The organism is Klebsiella sp. 141161 (genome assembly GCF_050600815.1).
GTDB lineage: Bacteria > Pseudomonadota > Gammaproteobacteria > Enterobacterales > Enterobacteriaceae > Klebsiella > Klebsiella aerogenes.
In genome coordinates, this window is record NZ_JAQIRN010000001.1 from 76,983 (window position 1) to 90,253 (window position 13,271).

General features: G+C 52.7%; 18 protein-coding genes and 1 pseudogene. 11 read left to right on the forward strand and 8 right to left on the reverse strand.

What is annotated here, in order from left to right; translation table 11 throughout:
- Nucleotides 1–151 precede the first annotated feature (151 nt).
- Entirely contained in the window at nucleotides 152–427 is a 276-nt protein-coding gene (locus PGR79_RS00395; RefSeq protein WP_047048980.1) for a VF530 family DNA-binding protein, read from the forward strand.
- A 6-nt stretch (nucleotides 428–433) separates the two neighbouring features.
- On the opposite strand, the gene PGR79_RS00400 is transcribed toward PGR79_RS00395, so the two are convergent.
- A complete protein-coding gene (locus tag PGR79_RS00400; RefSeq protein WP_411324880.1) occupies nucleotides 434–1,393 on the reverse strand; it encodes an AraC family transcriptional regulator in 960 nt (319 codons plus the stop codon).
- Between the two features lie 104 nt (nucleotides 1,394–1,497).
- Here PGR79_RS00400 and PGR79_RS00405 point away from each other — a divergent pair, with 104 nt between their 5' ends.
- The gene (locus PGR79_RS00405; RefSeq protein WP_430920756.1) at nucleotides 1,498–2,697 is read left to right on the forward strand and encodes an MFS transporter; all 1,200 of its coding nucleotides are present in this window, start codon (nucleotides 1,498–1,500) and stop codon (nucleotides 2,695–2,697) included.
- A gap of 193 nt (nucleotides 2,698–2,890) precedes the next feature.
- On the opposite strand, the gene PGR79_RS00410 is transcribed toward PGR79_RS00405, so the two are convergent.
- Both PGR79_RS00410 and PGR79_RS00415 read right to left on the reverse strand, forming a co-directional pair.
- Nucleotides 2,891–3,139 carry a hypothetical protein gene (locus PGR79_RS00410; RefSeq protein ID WP_015366686.1) on the reverse strand — a complete coding sequence of 83 codons (249 nt, stop codon included), beginning with the start codon at nucleotides 3,137–3,139 and terminating at the stop codon, nucleotides 2,891–2,893.
- A 275-nt stretch (nucleotides 3,140–3,414) separates the two neighbouring features.
- Complete coding sequence (locus PGR79_RS00415) at nucleotides 3,415–4,398, reverse strand: zinc-binding dehydrogenase (protein ID WP_052765797.1); 984 nt, start codon at nucleotides 4,396–4,398, stop codon at nucleotides 3,415–3,417.
- Nucleotides 4,399–4,572: 174 nt separating this feature from the next.
- On the opposite strand from PGR79_RS00415, the gene PGR79_RS00420 reads away from it, so the two are divergent.
- On the forward strand, nucleotides 4,573–5,487 hold the full coding sequence (locus PGR79_RS00420; protein ID WP_430920758.1) for a TIGR03571 family LLM class oxidoreductase: 915 nt from the start codon (nucleotides 4,573–4,575) through the stop codon (nucleotides 5,485–5,487).
- On the opposite strand, the gene PGR79_RS00425 is transcribed toward PGR79_RS00420, so the two are convergent.
- The gene (locus tag PGR79_RS00425; protein WP_015366683.1) at nucleotides 5,484–6,368 is read right to left on the reverse strand and encodes an SDR family oxidoreductase; all 885 of its coding nucleotides are present in this window, start codon (nucleotides 6,366–6,368) and stop codon (nucleotides 5,484–5,486) included. The genes PGR79_RS00420 and PGR79_RS00425 overlap by 4 nt on opposite strands.
- Nucleotides 6,369–6,826: 458 nt before the next feature.
- Between PGR79_RS00425 and PGR79_RS00430 the strand changes: the two genes are divergently transcribed.
- The 5 genes and pseudogenes from PGR79_RS00430 to PGR79_RS00450 form a co-directional block, all read left to right on the forward strand.
- A complete protein-coding gene (locus tag PGR79_RS00430) occupies nucleotides 6,827–7,012 on the forward strand; it encodes a general stress protein (RefSeq protein WP_004143718.1) in 186 nt (61 codons plus the stop codon).
- Nucleotides 7,013–7,101: 89 nt separating this feature from the next.
- Nucleotides 7,102–7,602, forward strand: a complete 501-nt coding sequence (locus PGR79_RS00435) for a ferritin-like domain-containing protein (protein ID WP_316423874.1) — start codon at nucleotides 7,102–7,104, stop codon at nucleotides 7,600–7,602.
- Between the two features lie 26 nt (nucleotides 7,603–7,628).
- Nucleotides 7,629–7,844: a hypothetical protein gene (locus tag PGR79_RS00440; RefSeq protein WP_430920761.1), complete on the forward strand. Its 216-nt coding sequence runs from the start codon at nucleotides 7,629–7,631 to the stop codon at nucleotides 7,842–7,844.
- 24 nt (nucleotides 7,845–7,868) lie between these two features.
- The gene (locus tag PGR79_RS00445) at nucleotides 7,869–8,375 is read left to right on the forward strand and encodes a ferritin-like domain-containing protein (protein ID WP_015366679.1); all 507 of its coding nucleotides are present in this window, start codon (nucleotides 7,869–7,871) and stop codon (nucleotides 8,373–8,375) included.
- A gap of 106 nt (nucleotides 8,376–8,481) precedes the next feature.
- Nucleotides 8,482–9,096 (forward strand): annotated as a pseudogene (locus tag PGR79_RS00450) (alpha-amylase family protein); the annotation flags it as partial.
- Here PGR79_RS00450 and PGR79_RS00455 read toward each other — a convergent pair.
- Entirely contained in the window at nucleotides 9,093–10,139 is a 1,047-nt protein-coding gene (locus PGR79_RS00455) for an SDR family oxidoreductase (RefSeq protein WP_430920763.1), read from the reverse strand. The pseudogene PGR79_RS00450 and the gene PGR79_RS00455 overlap by 4 nt on opposite strands.
- Nucleotides 10,140–10,145: 6 nt before the next feature.
- Here PGR79_RS00455 and PGR79_RS00460 point away from each other — a divergent pair, with 6 nt between their 5' ends.
- Entirely contained in the window at nucleotides 10,146–10,385 is a 240-nt protein-coding gene (locus PGR79_RS00460; RefSeq protein ID WP_316423875.1) for a hypothetical protein, read from the forward strand.
- A gap of 5 nt (nucleotides 10,386–10,390) precedes the next feature.
- Here the strand turns inward: PGR79_RS00460 and PGR79_RS00465 are convergent, their stop codons facing one another.
- A complete protein-coding gene (locus tag PGR79_RS00465) occupies nucleotides 10,391–10,837 on the reverse strand; it encodes a DUF421 domain-containing protein (protein WP_411324885.1) in 447 nt (148 codons plus the stop codon).
- Between the two features lie 11 nt (nucleotides 10,838–10,848).
- A complete protein-coding gene (locus PGR79_RS00470; RefSeq protein ID WP_308957976.1) occupies nucleotides 10,849–11,352 on the reverse strand; it encodes a hypothetical protein in 504 nt (167 codons plus the stop codon).
- Between the two features lie 143 nt (nucleotides 11,353–11,495).
- On the opposite strand from PGR79_RS00470, the gene PGR79_RS00475 reads away from it, so the two are divergent.
- Together PGR79_RS00475 and PGR79_RS00480 are read left to right on the forward strand one after the other, a co-directional pair.
- Nucleotides 11,496–11,900, forward strand: coding sequence for a YdeI family stress tolerance OB fold protein (locus PGR79_RS00475; RefSeq protein ID WP_087860740.1), 405 nt, complete (start codon nucleotides 11,496–11,498; stop codon nucleotides 11,898–11,900).
- 15 nt (nucleotides 11,901–11,915) lie between these two features.
- Nucleotides 11,916–12,080 (forward strand): hypothetical protein, encoded by a 165-nt coding sequence (locus PGR79_RS00480; RefSeq protein WP_015705356.1) that lies wholly within the window; start codon nucleotides 11,916–11,918, stop codon nucleotides 12,078–12,080.
- Nucleotides 12,081–12,117: 37 nt separating this feature from the next.
- Here PGR79_RS00480 and PGR79_RS00485 read toward each other — a convergent pair whose 3' ends face one another.
- Complete coding sequence (locus PGR79_RS00485) at nucleotides 12,118–13,263, reverse strand: trans-sulfuration enzyme family protein (protein ID WP_430920766.1); 1,146 nt, start codon at nucleotides 13,261–13,263, stop codon at nucleotides 12,118–12,120.
- Nucleotides 13,264–13,271 lie beyond the last annotated feature (8 nt).

Here is a 13,271-nt window from a genome sequence, read left to right on the forward strand (position 1 = left end):
CTAATTTATGTCCGCTGCGGGTTCAGTGCTTTTGCGAAAAACAGATAAGGAGTAGGGAAACTGCGTGGGTGTGATGTAAAAAAATGGCGGGATGTTGCATGATGCCGCCGCGGTCCGTATGGTGAGCGAAATTTTTCATGCAGGAAAGACAATGCACACGTCAAAAGATCCGCTTCACGGCGTGACGCTCGAAGCGTTACTCACTGACCTTGTGGCCAGATATGGCTGGGATGAACTGGCCAGACACATCAAAATCAACTGTTTCAAAAGCGATCCGAGCATAAAGTCGAGCCTGAAATTTCTGCGCCGCACGCCGTGGGCGCGTAAAGAAGTCGAAAACTTTTATCTCGATTCGCTGGAAGGGCTTATCGACAAATCTACCGCCTCTGCCGACGCTGGCCCGTGGGCCAACTGGCAGAAGAAGTAACGCTTATCAGGTTACCGCTTGTTCATTGACCCCATTGCGCAGCGCTCCCGGCGCTTTGCCGGTAATGCGTTTAAAGGCGCGGCTAAAGGCAGCGAGCGAGTTGTAGCCGAGGCGGAAGGCGACTTTTTCCAGCGCTTCGCCTTCATGGCTGATGTACTGCACCGCCAGGCGCATGCGTAATTCTGTCAGGTAGCGGGCCGGCGTGGTACCGGTGGCGGTGAGAAAACGTTCGGCGAACACCGAACGCGACAGGCCGGATTCGCGGGCTAAGTCTTCCACCTTCCAGTTGACGCCGGGCTGCTGATGCATAGCATATATCGCGCGCGATAGCTTCGGGTCGCGCAGTACCTGTACCCAGCCGGTAGCGTTACCGCAGCCGCATTCCACCCAGGCGCGGACGATCAGCGCCGCGACGACGTCGGCGAGACGTGCCAGAATACCGGCATAGCCCACCTGACGCGTCAGGGATTCACGCTCCATTGCCGCCAGCAGCGGCTGGATTTCCGGGCGGGCGCTTAACAGGCTACTCACTAACATTACCTCCGGCATGGCCCGAACCAGCGGCTGCATTCCGCCTAATTCAAAATCCATACAGGCGCTGAAGATAACCGCATTTTCTTCGGTATTAATGCAGCCCGCGTTTTTAACGCAGGAAACCGTCCCGCAGACCGGTTTGCTGTCGAGCTCCATCACGTTCACCCGCGCGGCTTTGCTATCTGAGAGCAGGGCGTGCGCGTCGCTATTGGGAATAAACACGGCATCACCGCTCTCAAGCGAGAACTGTTTGCCGTTGCTCATTTGTAGCAGCAGCGGGCCGCGGCTGATGAAATGAAACTGCGCTTTGCCAGGAACCGAATTAAACTCCACGCCAAAAGGACGAGAGGTTTCAATCCGTCGGTATTTCACACCCGACAGTCGCATGCCCTGTAACAGCTCGCTGGTCAGATCTAACGTTTGCTGGCTCATCGTTTTTCCGGACGAATAATCAATAATTGCAGAGTATGTATCATATATCGTCTTAACGGAAGCCACTAAGCTTGGCGAATGTTAATGATTCTGGAGAGATGTATATGAGTTCTTGCATTGTCGCTGAAGAGAGCGCAGTTAACGCCCGCCCGGCGTGGCGCGCCGTGTATGCGCTGGCGCTGGGGGTCTTTGGCCTGATCGTCGCTGAATTTCTACCGGCCAGTTTACTGACGCCGATGGCCAGCAGTCTTGGCGTCAGCGAAGGGATGGCCGGACAGGCGGTGACCGCCACGGCGTTAATCGCTCTGGTGACGGGGTTGTTGATTACCTCTGCAACCCGCAATATCGACCGGCGTTGGGTACTGATGTTCTTTTCCGTATTGCAAATCATCTCCAGTCTGATCGTGGCCTTTGCCGGTTCACTGGAGTTACTGCTGCTGGGACGCCTGCTGCTTGGCATCGCTATCGGCGGCTTCTGGGCGATGTCGACGGCAACGGCGATGCGGCTGGTACCGGCGGCGATGGTGCCGAAAGCGCTGGCGATTATCTTCTCGGCGGTGTCGATTGCCACCGTAGTGGCGGCGCCGCTGGGTAGCTACCTGGGCGCGCTCATTGGCTGGCGTAACGTCTTTATCATCTGCGCCGTACCGAGCCTGGTCGCGCTACTGTGGCAGCTATGGGTACTGCCGTCGATGCGTCCGGAGAGCGCAGGCAGTTTCAGTACGTTGTTTAAAGTGCTGCGCCGGCCAGGGATGGTTGGCGGCCTGCTGGCTTCGATTTTGATTTTTGGCGGCCACTTCGCTTTCTTTACCTATCTGCGGCCATTTCTCGAAACTGTGGCGCTGGCAAGCGTAGAAGGGGTATCGTTGATATTGCTGGGGTTCGGCGTGGCCAACTTTATTGGCACCTCGCTTGCCGGGCATCTGCTGGCGCGCAGTTTGCGGATGACGCTGGCGCTGGTTCCACTGGCGATGAGCGTGCTGGCGCTGATGATGGTGCTGTATGGTCATATTGCGCTACTGGATGGTCTGTTGGTCGCTCTGTGGGGATTTGCATTCGGTCTGGTACCGGTGGCCTGGTCAACCTGGCTTGCCACCACGGTACCGGATGAAGCGGAAAGCGCAGGGGGATTATTAGTCGCTGCAATCCAGCTGGCCATTAGCGCCGGGGCTGCCGGCGGTGGCGCAATATTTGATATCAGCGGCGCTAGCGGCGTATTTACCGGCAGCGGGCTGTTATTATTAAGCGCCATGCTGATTGTCTTTATTGGCGTCAGGGTGACGCCGCCGGTCAGTAACAATTAATTATTAAACGCGCCGACTGGCGCGTTTATTTTTCTTCAGGCGCAGCGAGTACTCATTTTATTTTTATAAAACGAGCGGGTAATTGATGAGTTGAAAACTATTTATGCTTTCCCGCATGAATGCGGTTGCTGGCCTCAGCGTTTTGTCAGGTGGCTTCCATCACAGATTGGGCGCTATGTTATTAATTATTCTGTTAAATAGCGTCTGTCAGTTGGTCAACGATAACTTTACCGCTGTTATCAAACTGGGTAATGCGGAAATTAACATTCCACGAGCGACGAGTATTAAATTTATCAAACAGGGAGACGCGGCCTTTTTTCTTACCCTCTTTATTGAGGATCACCCACTCAGTCACTTCGGTATACTGCTGGCTAGGTTGATGACCGCTTTGTTGTTCAACTAATTGGTCTTCAGAATCCAGTTTTAAATAATCGCGTAACATTTTGCACCTCTTTGTTAATGTTTTTTTAACGTTACTCCTTTTTTTGATTCTTTCAATCTGAATTTTTAATCGACAGTGGTAACTATTAGGTAGCAATCTAGCTGTTGTATTTTCGGTAATACTCTGCTGAATCCCAGGCTCTTGTAACCATTCAGCACCACACCGACCTACGGAAGCGAAGCGATGGATGCCTCATCCAGCGGAAAGAGGTCCGTTGGATGTGGCATTGATTACCCGGTTTTTGGGATTGAGGTTATTCATCGTGCTGATGAATATTACAGCACCGCTACGTACTTAATACCGTTATTGTTCTGTTTTAGCCTTTCCAGCGCCTGTGGGATCTCGTCGAAACTGACGCTTTCTATCGGCGGCATCATCAGTTCGCCGCGGCCAATTTGCTGCAGCATGTTTTCCCCGGCCTGACGTAATCGACTCCACTGCCTCTGGGTTCCGTAAGGATGGATTGCCGCAAGCGCGACTTCATGCAATGAGATACTGGTAGTAAACGCCGGTAGCGGCGCGTGCTCGAGCCGGTCCTGTATACAGACCAGATGGCCGTAGTAGCCGAGCAACCCGGCAAGCGAAAGGGCATTTTGCTGATTTACGGTATCGAAAGCGGCATACAGCGATTTACCCGCCAGCGCGCGTTTTAGCTCCTGCGGCCAGGAAGTATGGTGATAATCAAAGGCCTGAATCACCCCACGAGCCAGTAGTTTCGGGTGATGCGTGGCGCTGGCCGTGACGTAGACGTTAGCGCCGCTCTCAATCAGTAATTGGCTTAGCAGACTGCCGGCAGCGCCGCCGGCGCCGCTGACCAACACATTCTCGCCAGCCGGAAGGGGGATCTTTTGCGCTGCCTGCCACGCCGTCAGACCAGGGCATGGTAGCGCCGCAGCGGTGAGGTCGCTGATATGATCGGGAACTGCAATCACCGCCTGGGCGCTGACTAACGTATGGCGGGCAAAGCTACCGTCAAAACGCAGGTCGGTGTGATACATCACACGCGTGCCGGGACGAAGGTGGCGGGCGTTGCGGCCAACGGCGGTAATCACCCCCATACCGTCGACGCCGGGGATCTGATCCTCCTGCCAGGCGTCGGAGAGACCGGCCATCAACTTCCAGTCGACCGGATTAAGACCAATGGCGCGGTTCTCGATCAGCACCTGATCGTCAGCGGGCGTGACTAATGTTTTCTCATGGCGTTCAAGCAGAAGCGGGGAGGCGTGCTTTTTCCACAGCCAGGCGTCGGTTTTTATCATTGTTTCTTCCTCTGGTGTTGGTGAGCGGTCCATTAAAACAAAATCAGAACCAAAGATAATTCCATAAATAGCAATTATCTATTGCGATTAGTGCTGTTTATTGCAATAGCATTCCATGAAACACTTTACTCATATTTTCAACGTGATACCGCCCGGCGGTTGACGGAGTGACTCATGAGCATCGAAAAATTAACCCAGCAGCCGCTAACGATTGGCGTGGAACTGCCGCTGGACAATGACTGGTCGACCAGCGGACAGCTAAAACGGCAGCGCGACGGGCGACCGTTTGGCGTGCCGGATATGAGCGAGCACGCGGAGCGCATTAAACTGGCGGATACGCTCGGTTTTCGCGCCGCCTGGATCCGCGATGTTCCGCTGTACGATCCGCAGTTTGGCGATGCGGCTAACGTTTTTGAAGCTTTTACCTACCTCGGCTATTTATCGAGCCTGACGCAAAATATCTTGCTGGGTACGGCGGCAGTTGTGCTGCCGCTACGTCAGCCATGGCTGGTACGTAAAGCCGCCGCCACGGTGCAGGCGCTCAGCGGCGACCGGCTGCTATTGGGCATTGCCAGCGGCGACAGGCCAGTCGAATACCCGCTATTTGGTGAAGACTACGCCAGCCGCGGCGAGCGTTTCCGTCACGGCGTGAGCGTGCTGAAGGGCGAGACCGACCGTCAGCTGGAGCCTGGCCTGGAGTTGCTGCCAGCCAAACCGACCCCGCCGCTGCTGGTTGCTGGTTTGGCGCAACAAACGGCGCAATGGGTAGGCAGTAATATGGATGGCTGGCTTGCCTATCCAGGCCAGCCTGACGAGCACGTTAGCCGCGTCAAGCTGTGGCGCCGGGTAGCGGGCGAGAAACCCTATATCAGCTTTATCCATCTGGATCTGCAAGATGACGCCAATGCGCCGATTCAGCGCCATCGTTTCGGCATCAGCAGCGGCCGCCATGGTCTCATTCAGGAATTGAACGCGATGCGCGATGCCGGCGTGAACCATATCGGACTGCATTTTCGTCGCAACCAGCGTCCGCTGGCCGAGACGATGCAGGAGATTAGCGAACTGGTGCTGCCGGCATTCCATTATTAAAGTACGCCGTCACCGCCGTCTGAACACCAGACCTGGCCGGAGGCATACGAGCAGGCATCAGAGGCGAGAGTTACATACAGCGGGGCGATCTCAACGGGTTGCCCTGGCCGCCCCAGCGGCGTATCGCCGCCAAAGTTTTGCACTTTTTCCGCCGGCTGTCCGCCGCTTGACTGCAGCACCGTCCAGTACGGGCCGGGAGCGACTGCATTGACCCGGATCCCACGCGGCCCTAACTGCTTAGCCAGCGATTTAGTGAATGCCACCAGACAGGCTTTGGTCTGGGCATAATCCAGCAGGATTGGGCTCGGTTTAAAAGCCTGGACCGAAGAAGTGTTGATAATCACGCTTTGGGCTTTGAGGTGCGGCAGCGCGGCTTTGGTTATCCAGAACGGCGCATAGACGTTGGTTTTGAAGGTCGCATCAAAATCGGCAGTGGTGAGTTGCTCAATTTTTTCACAGTATTGCTGACGTCCTGCATTATTCACAACAATATCCAAACCGCCAAGACCGCTTACCGCTTTTTCCACCAGCGTTTCACAGAAGGATTCCACGCGAATATCGCCCGGTATCGCCACCGCTGTACGGCCTTCCGCTTTAATAAGCGCGATGACGGCGTCCGCATCGCTCTGTTCTTCCGGAAGATAGTTAATGGCAACATCCGCGCCTTCGCGGGCAAAGGCGATGGCCACGGCGCGACCAATACCGGAGTCTCCGCCGGTAATCAGCGCTTTCTTACCCTGTAGCCGTCCTGACCCGCTGTAGCTGACTTCACCATGATCCGGTGTGGGTTCCATTTCGGCGGCCAGGCCGGGAGGCGTTTGCGGTTGATCGGGGAAAGGGGGTTGTGGCCAATGGTTGGTACGCAGTTTGTCATTATCCATAGCAATCTCCTTCACAGAAAAGAGTAATGATAGAAGGTATGCGGTTGTTGCGATAAATGTAAATCTTTGCCCAATGGGTATATTCCAGATTTTCTTTAGCCAACATACTGATATAAGGCGATTTATATGTGATTATTCATTTTATTATTTTTCGGATTATTCAATGAAATATTTAAAAATAGAATATTTAATCTTATTTACAGTTCTTTTTGCTCATTCGTTAGGCACTAAAAATTCTGGCTTTGCCGTCGCGTTTATTTCATCTGATTAATATGATATTAGCGAGATATTGGTTATTTTTGTCGTTTCGTTATTTATTTTTGTATTAATTATGTAATGACTGTTAATATATTTTATTTGAGTTGCATATTTCACTTATTGCTCCAGACTTAACTCTCGACGGCGATGATTTAGATCGTTAAATCATCTTTTACTAACCAAGCTAAAAGGTAAACGTTATGGCAGAACACAGAGGTGGTTCAGGTAATTTTGCAGAAGACCGGGAAAAAGCATCTGAAGCCGGACGTAAAGGCGGACAGCACAGCGGCGGGAATTTTAAAAATGACCCGGAACGTGCATCCGAAGCCGGTAAAAAAGGCGGTAAAAACAGCCATGGCGGCGGCCGTAAATCCGGTGATAGCTAGCTTGTGAATATAAGTAATTTGATCTGGTAGCTGCTGTTAAAAATACCCTGCGGGTCATCCGGCCCGCAGTTTTTTAAAAGGTGTGACTTATGAAAATACAAACCATTGAAGATATTTTTATCCATTTATTATCGGATACCTACAGCGCGGAAAAACAGTTAACCCGCGCGCTGGCTAAGCTATCCCGCGCCAGCGCATGTGAAGAGCTACAAACGGCATTCAGCGCTCACCTCGAGGAAACGCAGGGTCATATAGAACGTATCGATAAACTTCTGCAACAGAATGATCAAATTCGCCTGAAACGGATGAAGTGTGTGGCGATGGAAGGGCTTATCGAAGAGGCCAACGAAGTGATCGAAGCGACGGAAAAGAACGAGATCCGCGATGCTGCGCTGATAGCCGCCGCGCAGAAAGTTGAACACTATGAAATTGCGGCCTACGGTACGCTGTGTACGCTGGCAGAGCAGCTCGGCTATAAAGCCGCGGTGAAACTGCTGGCGGAAACGCTGGAAGAAGAAAAAGACGCTGATATGAAATTAACGGACATCGCCGTTGGACACGTCAATCAGGATGCCCAACAGTCCGCTTAATCCTATCTAAGGCATCAGGCAAAAAAATGAGTCTTAGTCCGGTTGTAATAAAAAGGTGTCATCTCGTCGCGGCGATAATGTGGTTTGTACTGGCTATACCGTCGGTAATATGGTGGAAAGACAGTGTCCTGTGGGTCATCATTATTAGTATTTATGCAAATATTGTCGGCCACTTATCCGGGTATAGCGCAGCGCGAGCCGACCAGGCCGCAGAAGAAAATGAAGATAAGGCTGTAGAGTAATTATCTTGTTATAAAGAGGTTGTTATGACTGATATTGAAAATTATCACGATTGGTTGCGTGACGCGCACGCTATGGAAAAGCAGGCCGAATCGATGCTTGAATCGATGGTCAAACGCATCGACAGCTACCCGGAATTATGCACCCGCCTTGAGCAGCATCTTTTTGAAACCCGTCGGCAAATTACCGTGCTGGATGATATTATTGCGCGCAATAATATTTCCCGCTCGGTTCTTAAAGACTCAATGAGTAAAATCGCCGCAATGGGACAATCTATTGGAGGAATGTTTCCACAAGATGAAGTGGTGAAAGGGGTGATCAGCGGTTACGTTTTCGAGCAGTTTGAGGTCGCCTGTTATACCTCCTTATTAACCGCCGCGCAAAAGGTCAACGATCATGATTCGATTGCGGATTTAGAAAGTATTCTGGCGGAAGAGAGAGGCATGGCCGAATGGTTGCTGCAACATATTCCGGATATTACCGAGCAATATATTATTCGCTCCGAAACGCCGGGTTTTGATGCCAAGCGTTAGCGGTAAAAGGTCTGTAAATGATTCGTCTCCTTGCTATCTTGTCGCGTATTAACGATAGCGCGCCGCCGCTAACGGCAGCAGGGCGGCAAATTACGTTAGAGATAAAATTCGCCGCCGCCTGGCGCCGATGCTGGAGGGTAATATCCGTCGGCTGGCGCTTAGCCATGCGGTGTTACTGTCGCTGCCTGGCGTGCCTGTGATGCGCTATGGCGATGAAATCGGTATGGGAGAGGATTTGTCGTTGAAAGAGCGTTATGCCGTGAGGACGCCCATGCAGTGGTCAGCCGGGGTGAATGGGGGCTTTTCTACCGCCGCGGCGGAAAAATTACTCGTCAGGCCGGTTGCCAGCGGTCCCTGGCGATATCAGCAGGTCAACGTCGAACTGGCTCTGCGTCAACGCCACTCGTTGCTGCAGCGAGTGCGGCAGATGGTTCAACTGCGCGCCGAATACCATGAGCCGGGCACCACCCCCTTTGAGCTGGTATCCGGCTTGCCGCCATCGGTGTTAGCGCTGCGCTACCGCGGTCAATCTCGCGATCTGCTGATGCTGGCGAACTTCAGCGAATGCCCCGTAGAGGTACGATTGCCGCGTCAGGAGACAGGTTACTGGTCCTGCGTGCTGGAGGACCGCCGTTATCGCGATCGCCTTACCGGCGGCAAGGTCTGCCGGTTACAGCTTGCCGATTATGGTTATCGCTGGTTTAGCCGCCAGCACGATTAACGGCGCTTGCGCGGGCGGCGTAGTAGTCCTCGTAATATCATCAGTCCAAATGCGATCCCTACGCCAGATGCGATTTTACCAGGCAAATCGGCGCTGACGTTAAATGAACGCTGGCGAGCGCCGGCGCTAAATGTCCCGCGAGTGCTGTGCTCGCCCCGCACGGCAGAATAGAGATCGTCTGGCTTTTCGCTACGTTTCGCTTGCGCTGTCAGCTGACCTTCCCAGGCTTTGTTAACCATCAGGCGGTCAAGTAGTGAAGGGAAGAAAAACTGGCCAACGATGGATTGAATGGTGCTTTTACCTACCCACAATTCGCGAACGGGGCGCTGAACGACGCTGAAAATCGCCTCTGTCGCCACCTCCGGTTGATAAACCGGGGGAACGGGCTGCATCTCTTTATCCATTTTATTCCTTGCCCAACCAAACTGTGTCGTATTCATTCCGGGCAGTTGCACCATGGTTAATTGGATCCGGCTGCGTTGATGCATCAGTTCGGTTCGCACTGCATCGGTAAATCCGCGAATCGCCGCCTTCGCGCCGCAATACGCCGATTGCAAAGGGATGGAACGCCAGGCAAGCGCGGAGCCCACCTGGATTATTATCCCGCGGTTTCTGGGGCTCATGACTTCCAGCGCGGCGCGTGTGCCGTTGACATAACCCAGATAGGTCACCTCCGTCACGCGGCGAAATTCCTCATCACTCATCAGATGGAAGGGCGCTAACACCGTGGTCATGGCATTATTGATCCACACTTCAATGGCGCCAAGCTGGGTTTCGATTTCTGCCGCGGCTTGCCGCAGCGAGCGTGCATCAGCGACGTCAGCGCTGATAACCTGCGTCCGGACGCCATACTGGCGGCATGCGTGTTCGGCCTCCTGTAGCCCGCTTTCATCGCGCGCAATAATCGCCACGTCATAACCGGCTTTCGCAAAGCGTAGTGCCGTTGCTTTACCGGCGCCCGCGCTGCCACCGGTGATAACCATTACCGCCATAGTCGCCTCAATTGATCTGAACATGGCATTTCGCCATGGTGTATTGGTCATGAGTACTTGAGTATTATTGATTCATTGCTGGTTGATGGTCGGAAATATCCGAGAGTACTTATTATGGCTAACAAACGACATTATTTATTATGGCAATGGCCAAATTTCATGACAACGCTACAATTTATCATTCAATGCCGCAAAGTTGGAGGTGGTATGTATATTAATTATGTTACTGAAAAAGAAGAGGACGACCCGACACGGGCACCTGAGTCAGGCGATAAACAACCGGAACGCGATAAGTAACGTCTCTACGCTTCGGTCGGAATGATTGAAATCTGGCCGTTACGTTCGAGGATCGCAAATTTAATCTTCTCAAGTTGATATATACCATGGTGCTGTCGCGCGGCGAGCAATATGTCATCCACAGAGATATTGACCATTTTCATTTTATCATCAGCGACAACACCATTTTCTACGATGATCGTCGGCGAACCATCAAGATAATTCTCAGCCTGCGCAAAGCGCTTCTTAATATAGCCAAATAAAATATCCACGCTGACCAGCGTGACAATAGTCAGCATTGAACCGGTAACAGAATAGTCGGTGCTGAGCATGGCCTGCTGGGTGGCCTCACTGATAATCAACAGTAAAATCAGATCAAAACTGGTGAGTTGCATAAGCGTTCTTCTGCCAGCAACTTTAAAAATAATCAATAAGATAAGATAGATTGCGACGGCTCTGAGCACCATTTCCATCGTTGTGGCTCCTACGGAAAGACAAATTGGTTAAAGGTGACGGCGGGTTGCTGATTCGCCTGCAGTGTCGTGGAAAGGTTGCCAAATGTTTTTGGCGTGATAGATAACCACAGCGAAAGCGGCGCGCCACTGCTATTTTCATTGTAAACCAGGATCAGATGACCGTTAGCGCTGTACATATTATCGGGCTGCGGTCGAATATCGCCAATTTGGTAATGGCTTAATAACGTGGGTGAAAAATCCACTGAGGTATGAGTGAGGCCACTGTTTTTTACCTGAACATTGACTTCGGTTTCGCTCATTAGCCTGGCAAAACGGTCATAGTCTACCGTTAATGATGAAGCTGAATTCTCATGATGGGCGGAGCTCAGGAAGCCAGATGAAAATAAACCGCATAATGCAGCAATGATAATAATGGCGAGAAAAACCATCCCATAGCGCCGGAAGTTATACTCGAAGCGTAACGCCCGTAGATTCTCGTTTATCTCTGGCGGATCCTGTTGATTATTGTCCATCTTTCGGCTCCAGCATGATGTTTATATTTAACGCTACGATAGCGACGTTGTTATTTTAGCTGATATCAGAATTATTGACGTTGTTAAAATCGCTATCCGCGACCAGACTTTAATAACAGTCTGCTGACATGAAAGGTGAAATAATGAGGAAAAAGCTAATCGCAACACTCTGTTTGTTACTCACCGCTGGCGTCTGGGCTGAAGAAAAGGGCGGTTTTAAAAACGATGCCGCACCGCCGCCGCCGCACCAGCTGGATGACGGCTATCGCGGTATGGAGGATGGCCGGATCATGACCATTGAGCAGGCGAAAACCATGCACGACGGCGCGACTATCTCCCTGCGCGGCAATGTGATTAAGCATGAAGGCGACGACCGCTATCTGTTCCGTGATAAAACTGGCACCATTGCGGCCATAATTCCGGCAGCCGTTTTCGATGGCCAGGAAATCAAGCCGGACAAACTGGTGAGTATTAACGGAAGCCTGGATAGCAAAATGACGCCGCCGCTGGTGCGGGTTGATAAGCTGCGCAAACAAGCACCCAATTAACCGGAGAGCCTGAGTATGAGCAGAGCGCATCACCATGAACTCGACAAACGCGGTAAACACCCGGCGCGCGAAGAGCCGGGTAAACACGGCGAGATCCCGCGGAAACGGGATGATAGCGACGATCACCGAAGCGATCCCTATCATCCGACGGAAAACGCCAAAGCGGTATGTTTCTGCTGAGGGTAATGAAACCCCGCGCCGCGCGCGGGGTTAGCGTTTACTCACGTAGCGCGTTTCGCCAGTCAGCGATCAGGTCTTGCGGATCTTCAATACCTACCGAGAGTCGAATCAACTGCGGCGTTATGCCATTCGCCAGCCGCTGTTCCAGCGGAATGGAGGCGTGCGTCATGCTGAATGGCTGGCTCACCAGGCTTTCCACACCCCCCAGGCTTTCCGCCAGCGTAAATAACCGTAGTTTTTTGATGATGCGCCCGGCGTAGTCATTATCTCCCTTGACCACAATGGAAATCATTCCGCCTGGCAGAGCCATCTGTCGGCGGGCCAGAGTGTGATGAGGATGGCTGGCGAGCCAGGGGAACCAGACTTTCTTGACCTGCGGCTGTTGCTCCAGCCATTCCGCCAGCAGCAGAGCGTTGCTGCTATGACGTTCTACCCGCAAAGCCAGAGTGCGAATGCCGCGCAGGGTCAGGAAGCTGCTGAATGGGTCAAGTACGCCGCCGACGGCGTTTTGCAGATAGCCCAGCTTCTCGGCCAGCGCGGGGTTGTCGCCAACCACCGCCAACCCGGCGACGACATCCGAATGACCGTTGAGATATTTGGTCGCCGAATGCACCACGATATCAAAGCCCAGTTCGATAGGGCGATGGATGATCGGTGAGGCAAAGGTATTATCGGTGACGCTGATAATGTTATGTCGACGGGCAATCGCGGCAATGGCCGCAAGATCCGCCAGCTTGAGTAACGGATTGGTCGGCGTTTCCACCCAAATCATCCGCGTATCAGGGCGGATCGCGGCTTCGATGCCTGGCAGATCGTCAGGTTTGACCCAGGTCACCTGCAGACCGGCGCTACGACGGCGAACATTTTCAATCAGCCGGTATGTGCCGCCATAGACATCATCTACCGCCACCAGATGGCTATCCTTATCCAGCAGTTCCAGTACCGTGGAAATGGCCGCGAGGCCTGAAGCAAAAGCAAAACCCCGGCTACCGCTTTCCAGTTCCGCGATGGCCGTTTCCAGCGCGTGGCGGGTTGGATTACCACTACGTGAATATTCATAGCCGGTATGCTGACCCGGCGCGGGCTGGGCAAAGGTGGAGGTGGCGTAAATTGGTGGCATCACCGCGCCATGCTGGTCGTTAAAAATGCCGCTATGGACGCTGAGCGTCTGTAAGTTTTTCATGTTCGTTC

Coding starts and splice junctions, on each gene's coding strand:
- PGR79_RS00395 (WP_047048980.1), top strand. CDS start 152: ATGCACACGTCAAAAGATCCGCTTCACGGCGTGACGCTCGAAGCGTTA.
- PGR79_RS00400 (WP_411324880.1), bottom strand. CDS start 1,393: ATGAGCCAGCAAACGTTAGATCTGACCAGCGAGCTGTTACAGGGCATG.
- PGR79_RS00405 (WP_430920756.1), top strand. CDS start 1,498: ATGAGTTCTTGCATTGTCGCTGAAGAGAGCGCAGTTAACGCCCGCCCG.
- PGR79_RS00410 (WP_015366686.1), bottom strand. CDS start 3,139: ATGTTACGCGATTATTTAAAACTGGATTCTGAAGACCAATTAGTTGAA.
- PGR79_RS00415 (WP_052765797.1), bottom strand. CDS start 4,398: ATGATAAAAACCGACGCCTGGCTGTGGAAAAAGCACGCCTCCCCGCTT.
- PGR79_RS00420 (WP_430920758.1), top strand. CDS start 4,573: ATGAGCATCGAAAAATTAACCCAGCAGCCGCTAACGATTGGCGTGGAA.
- PGR79_RS00425 (WP_015366683.1), bottom strand. CDS start 6,368: ATGGATAATGACAAACTGCGTACCAACCATTGGCCACAACCCCCTTTC.
- PGR79_RS00430 (WP_004143718.1), top strand. CDS start 6,827: ATGGCAGAACACAGAGGTGGTTCAGGTAATTTTGCAGAAGACCGGGAA.
- PGR79_RS00435 (WP_316423874.1), top strand. CDS start 7,102: ATGAAAATACAAACCATTGAAGATATTTTTATCCATTTATTATCGGAT.
- PGR79_RS00440 (WP_430920761.1), top strand. CDS start 7,629: ATGAGTCTTAGTCCGGTTGTAATAAAAAGGTGTCATCTCGTCGCGGCG.
- PGR79_RS00445 (WP_015366679.1), top strand. CDS start 7,869: ATGACTGATATTGAAAATTATCACGATTGGTTGCGTGACGCGCACGCT.
- PGR79_RS00455 (WP_430920763.1), bottom strand. CDS start 10,139: ATGACCAATACACCATGGCGAAATGCCATGTTCAGATCAATTGAGGCG.
- PGR79_RS00465 (WP_411324885.1), bottom strand. CDS start 10,837: ATGGAAATGGTGCTCAGAGCCGTCGCAATCTATCTTATCTTATTGATT.
- PGR79_RS00470 (WP_308957976.1), bottom strand. CDS start 11,352: ATGGACAATAATCAACAGGATCCGCCAGAGATAAACGAGAATCTACGG.
- PGR79_RS00475 (WP_087860740.1), top strand. CDS start 11,496: ATGAGGAAAAAGCTAATCGCAACACTCTGTTTGTTACTCACCGCTGGC.
- PGR79_RS00480 (WP_015705356.1), top strand. CDS start 11,916: ATGAGCAGAGCGCATCACCATGAACTCGACAAACGCGGTAAACACCCG.
- PGR79_RS00485 (WP_430920766.1), bottom strand. CDS start 13,263: ATGAAAAACTTACAGACGCTCAGCGTCCATAGCGGCATTTTTAACGAC.